Annotated in this window: 6 protein-coding genes; 2 read left to right on the forward strand and 4 right to left on the reverse strand. The window is 70.2% G+C overall.

Annotation, left to right across the window (positions count from 1 at the left end; genetic code table 11):
- Nucleotides 1-105 precede the first annotated feature (105 nt).
- Nucleotides 106-1,365, reverse strand: coding sequence for a TetR/AcrR family transcriptional regulator (locus tag ACH49X_RS24065; protein WP_195080330.1), 1,260 nt, complete (start codon nt 1,363-1,365; stop codon nt 106-108).
- 127 nt (nt 1,366-1,492) lie between these two features.
- On the opposite strand from ACH49X_RS24065, the gene ACH49X_RS24070 reads away from it, so the two are divergent.
- Together ACH49X_RS24070 and ACH49X_RS24075 are read left to right on the forward strand one after the other, a co-directional pair.
- A complete protein-coding gene (locus ACH49X_RS24070) occupies nt 1,493-2,308 on the forward strand; it encodes an enoyl-CoA hydratase (RefSeq protein WP_195080329.1) in 816 nt (271 codons plus the stop codon).
- Nucleotides 2,309-2,356: 48 nt separating this feature from the next.
- On the forward strand, nt 2,357-3,382 hold the full coding sequence (locus ACH49X_RS24075) for an SDR family oxidoreductase (RefSeq protein ID WP_357207737.1): 1,026 nt from the start codon (nt 2,357-2,359) through the stop codon (nt 3,380-3,382).
- 22 nt (nt 3,383-3,404) lie between these two features.
- Here ACH49X_RS24075 and ACH49X_RS24080 read toward each other — a convergent pair whose 3' ends face one another.
- The 3 genes from ACH49X_RS24080 to ACH49X_RS24090 all read right to left on the reverse strand — a co-directional run.
- Complete coding sequence (locus tag ACH49X_RS24080) at nt 3,405-4,646, reverse strand: Nramp family divalent metal transporter (protein ID WP_323124526.1); 1,242 nt, start codon at nt 4,644-4,646, stop codon at nt 3,405-3,407.
- Between the two features lie 131 nt (nt 4,647-4,777).
- Nucleotides 4,778-5,767 carry an alpha/beta hydrolase family protein gene (locus ACH49X_RS24085; protein ID WP_195080610.1) on the reverse strand — a complete coding sequence of 330 codons (990 nt, stop codon included), beginning with the start codon at nt 5,765-5,767 and terminating at the stop codon, nt 4,778-4,780.
- A gap of 235 nt (nt 5,768-6,002) precedes the next feature.
- Nucleotides 6,003-16,381: amino acid adenylation domain-containing protein (locus ACH49X_RS24090; protein WP_397070880.1), on the reverse strand; the 10,379-nt coding region annotated here is incomplete at its 5' end.

Raw genomic sequence — 16,381 nt, forward strand, 5'->3', positions numbered from 1 at the left:
TGGCCAACCCGATGAGTTGAGTCGGCGGCCAGAGGACGTTGTCGACAAGGACCGCATAGGTCTGCGGCAGCCTCGGAGTTCGGTCACGGGTTGCGAGGTGCGGGGTCAATCGCGGTGGTTGTGCGGCTCTGCCTGTTCGGCGAGCAGCACCGCGTCCATGAGCGCGGTCACCCGGGCCAATTGCGCTGGCCGGGAATCGAATCGGATCAGTCTGCCCACATCGATCACCTGGCTGATGGCGGCGTGCACCCGAAAACGCGCTTCCACCGGGTCGCCGTCGAGCAGGTTGGCCCACTCCAGCACGTTCTGCCGCTGGATGGCGCGCAGCTTGTGCTGCTCGGCCTGCGGCAGATTGCCGAACTCGGCGTAGTACACCGCCATGATCTCGGGCATGGCGAAACTCAGCTTGGCGTAGCGCTCGGCCACATTCCGCGCGGCGTCCGCCCGGCTCGTCGCTTCGGCCAGCGCCTCGGTGATCGCGATGGCCAGCCGGTCGCCGGTGCGGTGGAAGGCCGCGGCGAGCAGGTCGGCCTTGCTCGCGAAGTACCGGTACACGCTGGAGGCGTTGATGCCGACCGCGGCGCCGATCTCCTCGATGCTCGCCTCGTGGTAGCCCTGCCTGCCGAAGATCCGGATGGCCTCGGTGAGCAACTGTTCGCGCTTGGAGGTCACCGGGATGCCGCGAACGGGCGGCCCTGGATCGGGTTCCGCCGGCGCGGGAGGCAGGTCGGTGCGCAGGATGGCCCAGGACATCTGATGCAGCAGCGGAAGCAGCCGGGCGCTCGACAGCGCGGTGCGGTGCGCGGCGATGCTGGCGATCGCGCTGAGCACGCCCGCGGCCAGCATCGCCACGTCCGCGGGCGGCGCCTCGGGGCGCAGCAGCGCGATCGGCGCCGCGAGGGTGTTGTTCAGGTCGTCGTAGATCTTCTTGATCCGGACGCGATCGTCCCGCTCGAGATAGCGCCGCTCCCAGCGGTAGAGCCCGGCCTCGCGGCGGATCTCGACGGTGTGCTCGCTGATCGCGCGAATCAGCGCGTCCGCGCGCCGCTGCGGGTCCAGCCGCGCGTCGTCGGCTCCCTCCGCGACGCTGAGCAGGTGTCGCGCGCCTTCCTCCGCCGCGGCGACCAGCAGCGCGTATTTGTTCGTGAAATGCCGGTAGAGGGCGGGACCGGAGATGCCGACCTCGGCGGCGATCTCATCGACGCCGACCGGGTAGTACCCGCGTTCGCTGAACGCGCGTGCGGCGGCCCGGATGATCTGCACCTTGCGGTCCTTCGGACGGCGGCGCACCGAAGGCGCGCCCGCCCGCCTGCCCGGTTCGGGGCGCGCGGGAGCGAGATCGATCTCGCTGCGATCCGCGACCATGCACCTCTCCGTTCTCCGGCGGCGCTGGTTGACAGCGCCCGTCACTGGACCCTAAGTTAACCACAATTCGCAAAGTTAACCACTATTCACGGCCTGGCGCCCGCCGAATTGCAGCTTAGGAGCAAACGTGAGCAACAACGATTCCGCGGCCCCGGCCGCGCCCTCCGCCGCGAAGTTCACCGCGGTCCAGGACGGCAAGGTGCTGCGGATCACGATCACCAACCCCAAGCGGAAGAACGCCATCGACTACGACACCATGGTCGCGCTCGGGGACGCCTTCCACGCGGCGGCGGACGACCGCGCGGTGCGGGCGATCGTACTGACCGGCGAAGGCGGCGATTTCTGCACCGGCGCCGATCTGTCCGCGAGCGCGGACGAGGCGCAGCGTGGCATCACCTCGGACATGGTGATGGACGCGGCGAACCGGCTGGTGCGCGCCATCGTCGACGCGCCGGTCCCGGTGATCGTGCGGATCCGTGGCGCCGCGGCGGGCGTCGGCGTCGGCATCGCGCTGGCCGCCGACCTTGTCTACGCCAGCGAGGACTCCTACCTGCTGCTGGCCTTCATCAACATCGGCCTGATGCCCGACGGCGGGGCGGCCGCGCTGGTCGCCGCGGCCGCGGGCCGCCCGCTGGCGGCGCGGATGGCGCTGCTCGGCGAACGGCTGCCCGCCAGGGAAGCCGCGGCCGCCGGTCTGTTCACCGCCGTCGTCCCCGACGCCGAACTCGACGCCGCGGTCGAGGCCGGGGTCGAGAAGATCGCCACGGGTCCGCGCCGCGCGCTCGAGCTCACCAAGCAGGCGCTGAACCAGGCCACGCTGACCTCGCTGGACGCGGCGCTGGCCGCCGAGAAGGCGGGGCAGACCGAGCTGCTGCGCTCCCCCGATTTCATCGAGGGCGCCACCGCGATGCTCACCAAGCGCAAGGCCGTCTTCGCCGACTGATCGGCCCGCCGGAACGTAGCGACCGGCAGGCGACTATGTTCATCGGCTATGACTTACCTGGTTACCGGGGCAACTGGGTTCATCGGTCGTTTTCTCATCCCTGAGCTCCTGAAACGCGAGGGTGACATCCACGTGCTGGTGCGGCCGGGCGATGCCTCGGCCGACCGGTTCGCCTGCTGCGCGCGGGAATGGGCCGGCGGCGACCGCGTCCGCCTGGTACGCGGCGATCTCGGCGCCCCGGGGCTCGGCATCGATCCGACCTGGCTGGCCCGGCATCGCGGCGCCATCGAGCACGTCTTCCATCTGGCCGCGGGCTACGACCTGACCGAGCGCGGCGGCGGGACCAGGAACCTGGTCGACGTCGCCGAGGAACTTGGCGTCGGCCTGCTGCACCACGTCTCGACCGTAGAGGTGGCCGGGTCCAGCGAAGGGCTGTTCACCGAGGACATGTTCGATCACGGCCAGACGCTGGCCACCCCGATGCAGCGCGCGCAGTTCGAGGCCGAGCGGATGGTGCGGGAATCGTCGCTGCGCTGGCGCATCTACCGGCCATCGATCGTGATCGGGCATTCCAGGACCGGCGAGATCGATCGGATCGACGGCCCGTACTACTTCTTCCGCCTGCTGCGCATGGGCGCGCAATTGCCGAGGCTGCTGCCGGTGCTGGTGCCCAAACTGGGCGAGACAAACATGGTGCCGGTGGATTTCGTGGCCCGCGCCCTCGATCACATCGCGCATCGCCCCGGCTCTGACAAGATCGCCTATCACCTGGTGGATCCGCGCAGGCAGAGCGCGGTCGACGCGCTGAACCTGTTCGCCGACGAGGCGGGGGCGCCACACCTGGTCGAGGTGATGCCAAAACGCACCCTGAACATGATGTTGCGGGTCCCCGGCGTGAACTGGCTGCTGCCCCGGGTCGGCGTGCCGCTGGACGTGCTGGAGCACAGCGAATTCGCCTGCTGGTTCGATTGCAGGCACACCAGCGCGGCCTTGGCCGGCACCGACATCAGGGTGCCGCCGCTGGAGGCCTACGCGCCGCGGATCTGGAAGTACTGGATCGAGAACTGGGTCTGACCGGCGCGCCGCACCGGGCGGGCTACCGCCCGGTGACGGTGAGATAGATCAGGGCGGCGTTGAGCACGGAGATGATCGCGGCGACCGCCCAGGCCAGCGCGGTGGTCAGGCGATGGTTGACGTCCGCGCCCATCAGCGTGCGGTCACTGGTGAAGCGCACCAGGGGGATCAGCGCGAACGGGATGCCGAACGACAGCACCACCTGGGAGATGATCAGCGCGCGGGTCGGGTCGATGCCCAGCGCCAGGACCGCGATGGCCGGGATCAACGTGATCAGCCTGCGCGCGATCAGCGGAATCCGCTTGTGCAGCAGGCCCTGCATGATCATCGCGCCCGCGTAGGCGCCGACCGACGTGGAGGCCAGACCGGAGGCCAGCAGGCCGATCGCGAGCAGCAGCGCGGCGGCCGGGCCGAGCACGTCGCCGACGGCCGCGTGCGCGTCCTCGATGGTTTCGACGTCTCGCCCGCGCAGGGTGTTGGCGGCCATCAGCAGCATGGCCAGGTTCACCGTGCCCGCCAGGATCATGGCCAGCCCCACGTCGACCTTGGTGATCCGCAGCAGCCTGGCGCGCAGCGGCCCGGCCTCCGGTTGCCCGTGCCGGTCGCGGGCCAGGCCGGAGTGCAGGTAGACCGCGTGCGGCATGACCGTGGCGCCGATCATGGCGGCGGCGAGCAGGACGCTCTCGGTGCCCTGGAAGCGCGGCAGGAGCCCGCTTGCCGCGTCGGCGGCCGACGGCGGGGCGATGACCACGCTGGCCAAAAATCCGATCGCGATGATCGCGAGCATCCCGGTGATCACGCGCTCGAACGGTTGCTGGCCACGGCGGTCCTGCACCAGCAGCAGGCCCATCGAGACCGCGCCGGTGATGACCCCGCCCACCAGCAGGGGCAAGCCGAACAGCAGATGCAGCGCGATGGCGCCGCCGACCACCTCGGCCAGGTCGGTGGCGATCGCGACCGTCTCGGCCTGACCCCAGTACGCCAGCCGGACCGGGCCGCTCGCCTTCGCGCGCACCGCTTCCGGCAGCGACCACCCGGTGACCAGGCCGAGCTTGGCCGAGAGGAACTGCACCAGCCCCGCCATCACGTTGGCCAGGACGATGACCCAGACCAGGAGGTAGCCGAACTGCGCGCCCGCACTGATATTCGACGCGACGTTCCCGGGATCGACGTACGCGATGGCCGCCACGAACGCCGGTCCCAGCAGGACCGTCGCGGCACGCGCGCGCTCGGTGGCGGACTTGGTCGACTCAGCCAGCGTAATACCCACGAACTGAATTTTACGGCCTCCCGAACTTTTTGTGACGGTTACCCCACAAAGACGACCGCCTGGTCCCCGCGACTGCGGAGACCAGGCGGTCGGTGGAAGCGGACCGGGCGTCCCGGCTCAGTCGATCAGATACCGAGACCCTTCGCGAGCACGGGCCACGACCGCTGGAACTCGTCGCGCCAATAGCCCCACGAGTGGGTGCCCGAGTCGCGGAAGTTGTAAGTAGCCGGGATACCCAGCTCGTCCAGCCGGTTCTTCAGGTTGTGCGTGCAGTAGTTGGTGCCGGCCTCGATCACGCCGCCGATGATGATCTGGTTGGCCAGACCGTAGGCGCCGGGAAGGGCGTACTGACCGTTGAGCGTGTCGTACTGACCGGGCAGGCCGTTGCCGGTGGAGATGTAGAGGTCGAGCCCCCGCAGCCCCTCGGCGTTCACGTACGGGTCGTTGGCCACCCACTCCGGCGAGCCTTCCGGACCCCACATGTTGTCGGTGTCGCCGCCGCCCCAGGTCTCGACGGTCAGCTTGACGAACTCGGAGCCGACCGGGTCACTGGTCTGCGCGCAGCCGCTGTAGGCCGCGGCGGCCTTGTACAGGCCCTTCTTGGCGATCGGCAGCGCGAGCACCGTGGTGCCCGAGGTGGACAGGCCGGCGATGGCGTTCACGCCGTTGGTGCCGAGCGCGCCGTCGACCAGCGGGGGCAGCTCCTCGGTGAAGAAGGTCTTCCACTTGTTGCGGCCGAGCACCGGGTCGTCCTTGATCCAGTCGGTGTAGTAGCTCCACTTGCCGCCGATCGGCTGGATCACGTTGACGTTCTTGTCCGACAGGAACTGCAGCGCGTCGGTCTTCGCCTGCCACGAGGCTTCGTCCTCGCCGCCACCCGCGCCGTTGAGCAGGTACAGCGTCGGACGCGGCACGGAGGCGTCGGCCGGGCGCTGGACGTCGATGATGACCTTCTCGTCCATGGCCGCCGAGTACACGTACAGCCGGATGCTGCGCGCGTCCTTGTACTCGGCCTTGGTGATACGCGAACCGTCCGGGGCGACCGGGTCGGCCAGCAGGCTTTTGGAATCGATGATGGGATCAGCTGTCGCGCTGGACGCGCCGAGACCGGTCATCATTCCCGCGAGCACCGCGGTTGCCGCGATCGCGGCCGCGGCCCGCAGGCCACCGCGCCGGCTCTGTCGACGTATCAATTTCGCACCTTCGCTTCGTCTCGAGATTCGCTCTGCATGCCCCACGCGCCGGGTGGACGTCCAGGCATCCGCCCGACCATACGGCCTATGTAGTCGTCACAACAGTGGACTTCGTTACCGCACCGTTGCCCATCATGCCCGAACGGTGTCGGTCCGATCATGACCGCCCCATGTTCCGTGTCGCTTCCCACCCCGGGGGATCGAGCAACTCGGACAATCGGGGCCCGATCTGGGCCAGCGCTTCGGGCGATGTCATCTGATCGTGCGAGACGCCGACGGGATGATCGTCCACCCGGCCGTCGACGTAGGGTTGCCAGCCGGCCGCCGCGGTGTCGTGACCGGCCGCGCTGAAGTAGTCCAGCCGGCCGCGGAAGACCGCAGGCCGGTGCTCGGCGATCAACTCGGCCGAGCGCACCGCGCTGCGGTAGATCCGGCGCACCCGGTCGGGGGTGAGCACCGCCATGTCCGGCGGAATGGTGGCGTGCAGCGCGGCCAGCGCGTCCTCGCTCAGATCGTGGATGTCGCCCTCGCCGGGCAGCAGGGCGTCGGCGCCGATGCCGAGTTCGGCCAGCGCCTCGCGGATCGCCGCCCTGAAGTCCGTGACGTCGATGTCGGGGTGGCTGTCGAGCATGGTCAGCAGGCCGATCTGCTCGCCCGCGGCCTGCAACTCGGTCGCCACCGCGTGCGCCAGCACACCGCCGAGCGACCAGCCGAGCAGGCGGTAGGGCCCGTGCGGCTGCACCGCGCGGATCTCGGCCACGTAGCGGTGCGCCATCTCGGCCAGCGACCGCGGCAGGTAGCCCTCTTCGGTGAGCGCGGGCGACTGCAGGCCGAAGATCGGCGTGCTCGCGGGCACGTAGCGCGCCAGGCCCGCGTAGCACCAGGACAACCCGTACATCGGGTGCAGGCAGAACAGCGGCTCGGCGGCGGCCACGTCGTGCGGAACCATGGTGCGGATCGGCAGCAGGACGCCGAGCGCCGCGTTGGAGTCCTGGTCGTAGTCGTGGTCGTCGGCCAGCGCTGCCATGATCCTGGCCGCCAGCGCCGCCGGGGTCGGATCGGTGAAGAACCACTGCACCCGCACCTCCGCGCCGGTGAGCGTACGCAGCCTGCTGACCGCGCGCGTTGCGACCAGCGAGGTGCCGCCGAGCTCGAAGAAGTCGTCGTCCATGCCGACCCGATGCCCGACGCCGAGGTCGAGCACCTCGTCGAACACCTCGAGCACGGTCCGCTCCAGCGGCGTGCCGGGGGCGCGGTACGGACGCGTCACCAGTCGCGGTTCCGGCAGCGCCTTGCGGTCGAGTTTGCCGCTGGCGTTGAGCGGAAGCTCGGCGAGCGTGACGACCGCCGAGGGCACCATGGACGACGGCAGCGCGGCGCGGGCGTGCTGCAGCAGCGCGGCTTCGTCCAGGGTCTGCCCCGGCGCGACGACGACGTAGGCGGCCAGCCGGTCGCCGGAGCCGCCACGCACCACCGCGACCGCGGCGTGCCGCACCTGCGGATGACGCGTCAGCACGGCCTCGATCTCCCCGAGTTCGACGCGCTGGCCGCGCAGCTTGACCTGGAAGTCGCCGCGGCCCAGGTATTCCAGTACGCCGTCGCGCCAGCGCACGATGTCCCCGGTGCGATACAGCCGCGCGCCGCCCGCGTGGGCGACGAAACGCTCGGCGGTCATGGCCGGGGCCCCGAGATAGCCACGCGCCAATTGCACGCCCGCGACATACAGCTCCCCTGGAGCACCCGGCGGCACCGGTAACAACTGCCGGTCGAGCACGTGCACCCGGGTGTTGGCCACGGGCACCCCGATCGGAACCGCCACCGCGGCGTTGTCGCGCACGGGATGACCGGTGACCACGGTGGCCTCGGCGGGACCGTACCAATTGACCAGCTCCGCGTCCGGCACGGTCGCGGCGAACCGCGCCGCGGTCTCCCCCGACAGCGCCTCGCCCGCGGCGAACACCCGGCGCAGCGACGGATACTCCACGGTCGCGTTGGCGACCGGGTCCAAGAACGCGTCCAGCATCGACGGCACGAAATGCACGGTGGTCACGGCGTTCTCGACGATCACGCGGGCCAGATAGGCCGGGTCGCGATGTCCGTCGGGCGCGGCGATCACGATCGAGGCCCCGGTGTGCAACGGCCACAACAACTCCCAGGCGGAGATGTCGAAGGTGATCGGCGTCTTGTGCAGCACGACGTCGCGGCCGTCGTGCGGGTAGGCCGACTGCGCCCAGCGGAACTGGTTCACCATCTGCCGGTGCGTGATCATCACGCCCTTGGGCCTGCCGGTGGAGCCGGAGGTGTGGATGACGTAGGCGACGGTGTCCGGATGCACGTCCTCCTGCGGCCACGGGTCTTCGTACGACGGCAGATACAGCGTGTCCACCGCGATCACCGGCACACCGGTCGCGGTGTCGAACGCGTCCGCGGTGGTGGTCAGGACACAGATGGGAGCGGTGCTGCCGAGGACGTACTCGTTGCGTTCGGCCGGGTGGTCCGGGTCGATCGGGACGTAACCGCCACCGGCTCGCAGCACCGCGTGGATCGCCACGACCAGGTCGATGCCCCGCCGCATGGCCACGGCCACCAGCGTCTCCGGGCCGACGCCCCAGCGCATCAGCTCCACGGCCATGGACCGCGCGCGCGAGTCGAGTTCGGCGTAGCTCAGCGTGGTGGCGCCGAAGCGCACCGCGGGCGCGTCCGGCGTGCGCGCCACCTGCGCGGCGAACAGTGCGGGCAAGGTCGCGCCGTCGAGCAGTTCCGGCCTGTCGGTGGCGTTGCGCGCGGCCAGTTCGGTGCGCTCGTCGTCCAGCAGCACGTCGATCTCGCCGATCCTCGCCTGCGGGGTGGTCACGAAGCGGCCGATCAGCGCCGAGAGCCGCTGGGCGAGCGCGAGCGCCGCCGGTTCGCCGGCCACGTCGCGCAGGTACTTCACCGAGACGCGCAACTGGTTGTCCAGCACCACCATCACCGTGAACGGGTAATGGGTGCCGTTGACCGCGCCCACGCCGGTGACGTTCATACCGTCGATGGCGCCTGCCCGGTCCAAGCCCTCGCGGTCCACCGGGAACGACTCGAACACGACCAGGGAGTCGAACAACCCCTCGATACCCACGGCTTCCTGGATGTCGCTCAGCCCCAGGTAGTGGTAGTCCAGCAGCGCGGCTTGCTCGGCCTGCAGCTGCCGCAGCAGCCCGGCGAGCGTGCCGGCCGGGTCGAGCCGCACCCGCACCGGGATCGCGTTGAGGAACAGGCCGACCATCGCCTCGACGCCGTCCAGCTGCGGCGGCCTGCCGGACACGGTGGCGCCGAAGACCACGTCGTCACGGTCGACGGTGCGGCCGATCAGCAGTCCCCATGCGGCCTGTACCACGGTGTTCACCGTGACGCCGAGCCCGGACGCGAGCCGGGTCAGCGCGGTGGTGTCGGCCGGGGACAGCTCGAAACCGACCTCGCCCACACCGGAGGCGATCTCGCGGCCGGGATCGACCGGAGCCAGCGGCGTCGGCTCGGTGACACCGGCCAGAGCGGCGCGCCACGCGGAACGGGCTGCCTCCGTGTCCTGCGCCACCAGCCAGGCCAGGTAGTCGCGGTAGGACCGCGCCGGGGGCAGGCGCCTGGAATCGGCGCCGAACGCGTACAGGGTGAGCAGATCCTTCATCAACAGCGGCATGGACCAGCCGTCGACGAGGATGTGGTGGCTGGTCACCAGCAGGTGGTAGCGGGCCGCGGCGGAACGGATCAGCGCGAACCGCAGCAGCGGCGCGGTCCGCATGTCGAAGTGGTCGGCCAGATCCGCCGCTTTGATCCGCTCCAGTTCGGTTCCCGCCGCGGCGGGTTCCAGATGGCTCAGATCGATCAGCCGCCACGGTACCTCCAGCGCGTCCTGCACGATCTGCACGGGCTTGCCCTCGCTGTCGTCGGCGAAGGCCACGCGCAGGTTGTCGTGCCGGTCCAGCACCGCCTGCGCGGCCGCGTGCATCCGGCGCGCGTCCACCGCGCCGCCGAGATCGAGCACGAACTGGGTGGTGTAGACGTCCACCGAGTGCTCCGCGAGCAGGGCGTGGAACAGCATGCCCGATTGCAGCGGGGTGAGCGGCCAGGCGTCGGACAGGTCGGGGTAGGCGCGGGTGAACCGGTCGATGTCGGGCTGTTTGAGCCGCACCAGCGGGAAGTCCGAGGGGGTGTAGCCGCCCGCGTCCGGGCGCAGGCCGTGTTCGGCGAGGCCGCCGAGCGCCCGAATCCAGTGCTCGGCGAAGGTCTTCGCGTCCTCGCCGCGGAATGCGGCGGCGGCGAAGTTGAACCGGGCGAGCAGGCCGTCGTCGGTGGCGTCGACGGTCAGCACCAGCAGCAGGTCGTCGGACGGGATGTCGGTGTGCACCCGCGCCGGACGCAGATCCCGGTAGCGCAGCGCGAACCGGCCGCGGCCGAGGCGGCGCAGTTCGGCGGCGGTCTCGGCATTGAGGTGGCGCAGCAGGCCGTAGCCGACGCCGCGCGACGGCACCGATCGCCGCAGTTCCTTGATCTGCGCGATCGCGGCGCCCGCCGCGGGTCCGCCGATCAGGGCCTCCTCGATGTCGATCCGGCTCAAGCGCAACGGAAGCGGATATTCGGTGACGAAGCCGCCCACCGTGCTCGCCGCGTCGGCGTCGGTGGCCGCGCGACCGTCGGCGCACAGCCGGACGACCGAACCGATGGCGCGCGTGACGGTCTCGCCCGCGGAGGTCTGCAGCGCCAGCGCCAGCGCGGTGAGCAGGATGTCGTCCACTCCGGCGTGGTAGGCCTCGGCCGCCGCGGCGACCGCCGCCGCGCCCTCGGCGGTGATGGTGAGCGACACCCGGCTGCGGGCGCGCAGATCACGTCCCTCGGTTCCCGCGCCCTCCGGGACGGAGCCGAGCGCCAGCCGCCACCAATCCATTTCGGCGACGGTGGCCGGATCGTGCGCCTTCGCCGAGAGGGCGCGGATGAGCACGCCCAGGCCGGATTCGGCGCTCGCGGGCGCGGCGTGGCGCGACCGCTCCCATCCCGCGGTCAGCTGGTCGACGACCGCGCGCCAGGAGACGTCGTCGACGACGAGGCTGCTGGCCACCACGATCAGCGTGGAGCGGGCCTCGGGACCGCCGGTGAGCACGAAGTAGATATTGCGGCCCTGCTCCGGGTCGAGGGCGGCCGCGGCCGCCTGCACCACGTCGTCGATGGGCAGCGACGTCTCGCCGCGCTGCGGATCCAGCCTGCGGAACGCCTCGCCGGTGCGTTCGGCGGCGGCCGGAATGCGCAGCACGGGCGTGCCGTCGTCGCCGTACTCCACCCGCACCCACAACATCGGATGCTGCTCGAGCACAGCGGCCACCGCGTCGTGCACGGTCTCCACGGAGCAGGTCTCGGGGACGTCGATGGCGACGGCCCGCACTTCGATGCCGTCGTCCAGCATCCGCGCGGCGTGCGGCGTCAGCGGCAGTTCGCCGGCCTCGTCACCGGGCGCGCCCGCGACCACGGCGGCGCGCGCCAGCGCCGCGACCGTCCGCTGCTCGAAGACGTCCCGTGGCGTGAAACTCACGCCGCGGGCACGCGAGCGGGTGACCACCTGGATGGACACGATGCTGTCGCCGCCGAGGGCGAAGAAGTCGTCGTCCAGGCCGACCCGTTCGATGGCGAGCACCTCGCCGATCACCTCGGCGATCACCAGTTCGGCCGGGGTCGAAGGCGCGCGATAGGGGCGGGTGTCCGGCTCGGGCGCGGGCAGCGCCTTGCGGTCCAGCTTGCCGACAGGAGTCAGCGGAAGCGCGTCGAGCACGACGATCGCCGCCGGAACCATGTACTCCGGCAGTGTGCGTGCGATCCGCTCGGTCAGCACGGCCGGGTCGGCCGTCGCGCCTTCGGCGGGCAGCACGTAGGAGACCAGCATGGTTGCGCCGGAATCGGTTGCGCGGCCGAGCGTCACGGCGAAGCCGACTTCGGGCTGGGCGGTGAGCGCGGCGTCGATCTCGCCGAGTTCGATGCGGAAGCCGCGCACCTTGACCTGGAAGTCGTTGCGGCCCAGATACTCCAGCACCGGCGCGTCCTCGGTGCGGCGCCAGCGCACCAGGTCGCCGGTGCGGTAGAGCCGCTCGCCCGGCACGCCGTACGGGTCGGCCACGAACCGGGCGGCGGTGAGGGCGGGGCGGGCATGGTAGCCGCGCGCGAGCTGGATGCCGCCCAGATACAGTTCGCCCGTGACGCCCTCGGGCACGGGGCGCAGCCTGCCGTCGAGCACCAGCGATCGCATGCCGCGGATCGGTCCGCCGATCGTGACCGGTTCGCCGGGCCGCAGCGGGTCGCTGATGGTGGTCATGACAGTGGTCTCGGTCGGCCCGTAACCATTGTGGAAGTCGCGCTCCGTGGCGGTCGTCCACTTGGCCGCCAGATCGGCGGGCACCGCTTCGCCGCCCGCCACGATGGTCCGCGTTCCCGGCAGCGCGTCCGGATCCAGCGAGGCGAGCACCGACGGCGTGAGGAAGGCATGCGTGACGCCTCCGGCGCTGATCAGCTCGGCCAGTTCCGCACCGCCGAAGGTCAGCGGCGGCGCGACCACGAGCCCGCCCGCACCGCCCAGGGCGAGCAGCAGCTCCAGCATCGACGCGTCGAACGACGGCGACGCGAACGCCAGGGCGCGGGTGGATCGGTCGAGCCGGTAGCGCTGCACCTGCTCGGCGCTGAAATTGGCCAGGCCGGCGTGGGTGACCACGACGCCCTTCGGCACGCCGGTGGAGCCGGAGGTGTAGATCACGTACGCGGCGTTGCTCGCGTACAGCGGTCCGCGCAGTTCCTCGGGACGCAACGGCTGGTCCGAGCGCACCGCGACGTCGAGGGTGAAGTCGTGATCGTCCAAAGCGAGCCAACCGCCGGGGAGGGCGGGCAGGCTGTCCAGTTCGGCGGTGAGGGTCACGCCGAGTGCCACGCCGGAATCGGCGACCATGTGCGCGATGCGGTCGGCCGGGTAGGCCGGGTCGATCGGGACGAACGCCGCCCCCGTCTTGGCCACCGACCACAGTGCCAGCACGTATTCCACCGAACGACGGATCGCGATGGCCACCAGCACGTCCGGTCCCGCGCCGCGATCGATCAGCGCCCGCGCCAACTGCGCGGAAGCCGCGTCCAGCTCGGTGTAGCTGAAGGTGCGGTCGTCCGCGACGACGGCGATACCGGACGGATTCGCGGCGACTGCGGCGGCCATCAGATCCGGCAGCGTGCGCGGCGGCACGGCGGGTGCGCCGGCGCGGGTGATCAGGTCCGCGCGCTCCGAGTCCTCCAGGATCTCCAGATCCCCGACGGCGATGTCCGGATTGCGGACGATCGCGGACAGGATGCGACGGAACCTGCGGCCGAACTCGACCACGGTCTGTTCGTCGAACAGATCACGGGCGTAGGTGAATTCAGCGGCGAGACCGGCTTCCGCCCCGGACTCCGTGCGCTGCTCGCGCACCGTCAGCAACAGGTCGAACTTCGCCGTGTCGGCGGCCGGATCCAGCGCGGTGCAGCTCAGGCCGGGTAGCTCGAAGCCGGTCGCGGATAGGTTCTCGAACGACAGCGCCACCTGGAACAGCGGATGGCGACCGGCCGAGCGCTCGGGGGCGAGCGCCTCGACCAGCCGCTCGAACGGGATGTCGGCGTTGGCGAAGGCGCGCAGGTCGGTTTCCCGGGCGCCGGCCAGCAGTTCGGTGAAGCCGAGACCGGGCGTGACCCGGGTGCGCAGCACCAGCGTGTTGACGAACATGCCGATCAGGTCGTCCAGTTCGGCATCGCCGCGGCCAGCGACGGGCGTGCCGATCGCGATGTCCTCGGTGCCGGACAGCCGCGCCGCCAGCACCGCGAACGCGGCGTGCACCACCATGAACAGCGTGGCGTTGTGCCGTCGCGCGAGATCGGTCAGCGCGGCGTGCACGTCGGCGTCCACGGCGAAATCGGTTCTGCCGCCGGCGAAGGACTGGGCGGGCGGGCGCGGCCGGTCCGCGGGGAGGTTCAGCTCGTCGGGCAGGTCGGCGAGTTCGGTCGTCCAGTAGGCCAGTTGGGCGCCCGCGAGCGATTCGGGATCGTCGTCGGCGCCGAGCGTGTCGCGCTGCCACAGCGCGTAGTCGGCGTACTGGATGGGCAATGGCGCCCACGACGGCTCCTGCCCGCCGCCGCGAGCGACGTAGGCCAGCATCAGATCCCGGGTGAGCGGGCCCATCGACCAGCCGTCGGCACTGATGTGGTGCGCGACGAAGACCAGCACGTATTCGGTGCCCGCGAGCTGGAACAGCTTCGCGCGGAACGGCACGTCGGCGGTCACGTCGAATCCGGCTGCGACGATCCGCTGCACCTCCCCGGCGACGTGCTCGTCACCGATCTGCGCGGGCGTCAGATCAACCGGCACCTCGTCGGGCGCGAGCACCTGCTGCACGGGGCCTTCCGGTGTCTGCGGGTAGATCGTGCGCAGGATCTCGTGGCGGGCGACGAGGTCGGTGACGGCGTGCCGCAGGGCATCCACATCCAGGTCGCCGGACAAGCGGATCACGGCCGGGATGTTGTAGACCGAGGCCGAGGTGTCGAACTGGTTGAGGAACCACATGCGCTGCTGCGCCAGCGACAGCGGGATGCGGTCGGGACGCGGACCGGCGACGAGCGGAGCGCGCTTGCGTTCACCGGTGGCCCGTTCGACCTTGATGGCGAGTGCGGCGACGGTGGAGGCTTCGAACAGCACACGCACCGGCACACGGGAATCCAGCGCCGCACCGATACGCGCCGCGACCTGCGTCGCCAACAGCGAATTACCACCCAAAGCGAAGAAATCGTCATCCGCGCCGACACGCTCCACACCCAGCACCTCGGCGAACACCGTCGCCACGATCTCCTCGATCGGAGTCGACGGAGCACGGAACGCCTGAACCTCGAACTCCGGCTCCGGAAGCGCCTTACGATCCAGCTTGCCGTTGACATTCAACGGCAACGCATCCAACACCACGAACGCCGACGGCACCATGTACGACGGCAAACCAGCAGTCAGCTCCGACTTCACCTGCGCCACATCGACACCGGCCTCGGCATCACTCGCCACCAGATAGGCCACCAAACGGTCACCGGTCTTGGGATCGGACTTCGCGATCACCGCTGTCTGCGCGATCTGCGGCAGCGCCAGCAACGCAGCCTCGATCTCACCCAACTCGATACGGAAACCACGGATCTTCACCTGGAAATCCGTACGACCCCGGTACTCCAATTCCCCGGCGCTGTTCCACGCCACCAAATCACCCGTGCGATACATCCGCTCACCAGGCTCGAACGGATTCGCCACGAACCGATCAGCCGTCAAATCCGCACGACCGAAGTAACCCCGCGCCAACTGCGCACCAGCCAAATACAACTCACCCGACACACCCACCGGAACCGGACGCAAACGCCCATCCAGCACAAACACCCGACTGTTCCACTCCGGCGCACCGATCGGCACCGACGTCTCATCAGCCACCGTTACCCGATGACTGGTAATCGACACCGCCGCCTCGGTCGGACCATACAAATTGAACAACTCGGTCCGCGGATAACCACGCAAGAACCGCTGCGCCAAAGCACCCGGAAGGGATTCACCGATCGCCAGCACCCGCCGTGGCGACCAGTCGTCCGCGACGGGCCGGTGCGCCAGTAGCGCCTCCAGCATAGATGGCACCGCGTGCAGGGTGGTAACCGATTCCCGCGCCACGAGGTCGTTGAGATACACAGAGTCCCGGTGACCGTCCGGGGCGGCGATCACCAGGCGACCGCCGCAGACAGCGGCCGACCAGAACTCCCACACCGACAAGTCGAACGTCGCCGCCGTCTTCAACAGCACCGAGTCGTCCTGCGTCAGCGCGAATTCGGCCACCTTCCAGAGCAGCTGGTTCACGACCGCCGCGTGCGGCACCGCGACACCCTTCGGGCGTCCGGTCGAACCGGAGGTGAAGATGACGTAGGCCGTGTTCTCCGGCCGCAGCGGTACGACCCGCTCGGAGTCGGTGAGCGGCACGCTCGCGACCGCGGTCAGTTCGAGATCCTCCAGCCGCACCACCGGCGCGACGTCGGTGTCGAAGTCCGACTCCGCGTTGCTCAGCACACACACGGGCGCGGCGACGGAGAGGATGTAGTCGGTTCGCTCGGCGGCTTGGTCCGGATCGACCGGGACGTAGGCCCCACCGGCCTCGGCCACCGCGTACATCGCCACGACCAGGTCCACCGATCGGCGGAAGGCGAGCGCGACTCGGGTTTCGGGGCCGACGCCCACCGAGATCAGATACCGGGCGAGGCGGTTGACGCGGGCGGCGAGTTCGGCGTAGCTCAGCTCGGCGCGCTCGCCGCCGGGTAGGTCCGCGACCAGCGCGACCGCGCCCGGCGTCGCCGCGGCGGTCCGGCGCAGCAATGTTCCCAGCGTGGCGGGCTCCACCGAATGGGTGGTGTCGTTCCATGCGGTGAGGACGTCATGCCGTTCGGCGTCGGAGAGCAATTCGATCTCACCGACCGGAATATTCGCGTCGGCGACGACAGCAG

The organism is Nocardia sp. NPDC019323 (assembly GCF_044389845.1).
Classification (GTDB): domain Bacteria; phylum Actinomycetota; class Actinomycetes; order Mycobacteriales; family Mycobacteriaceae; genus Nocardia; species Nocardia implantans.

Bases quoted from the DNA above. Each gene is read 5' to 3' on its own strand.
- ACH49X_RS24085 (WP_195080610.1), bottom strand. From the start codon at position 5,767: ATGACCGGTCTCGGCGCGTCCAGCGCGACAGCTGATCCCATCATCGAT.
- ACH49X_RS24065 (WP_195080330.1), bottom strand. From the start codon at position 1,365: ATGGTCGCGGATCGCAGCGAGATCGATCTCGCTCCCGCGCGCCCCGAA.
- ACH49X_RS24075 (WP_357207737.1), top strand. From the start codon at position 2,357: ATGACTTACCTGGTTACCGGGGCAACTGGGTTCATCGGTCGTTTTCTC.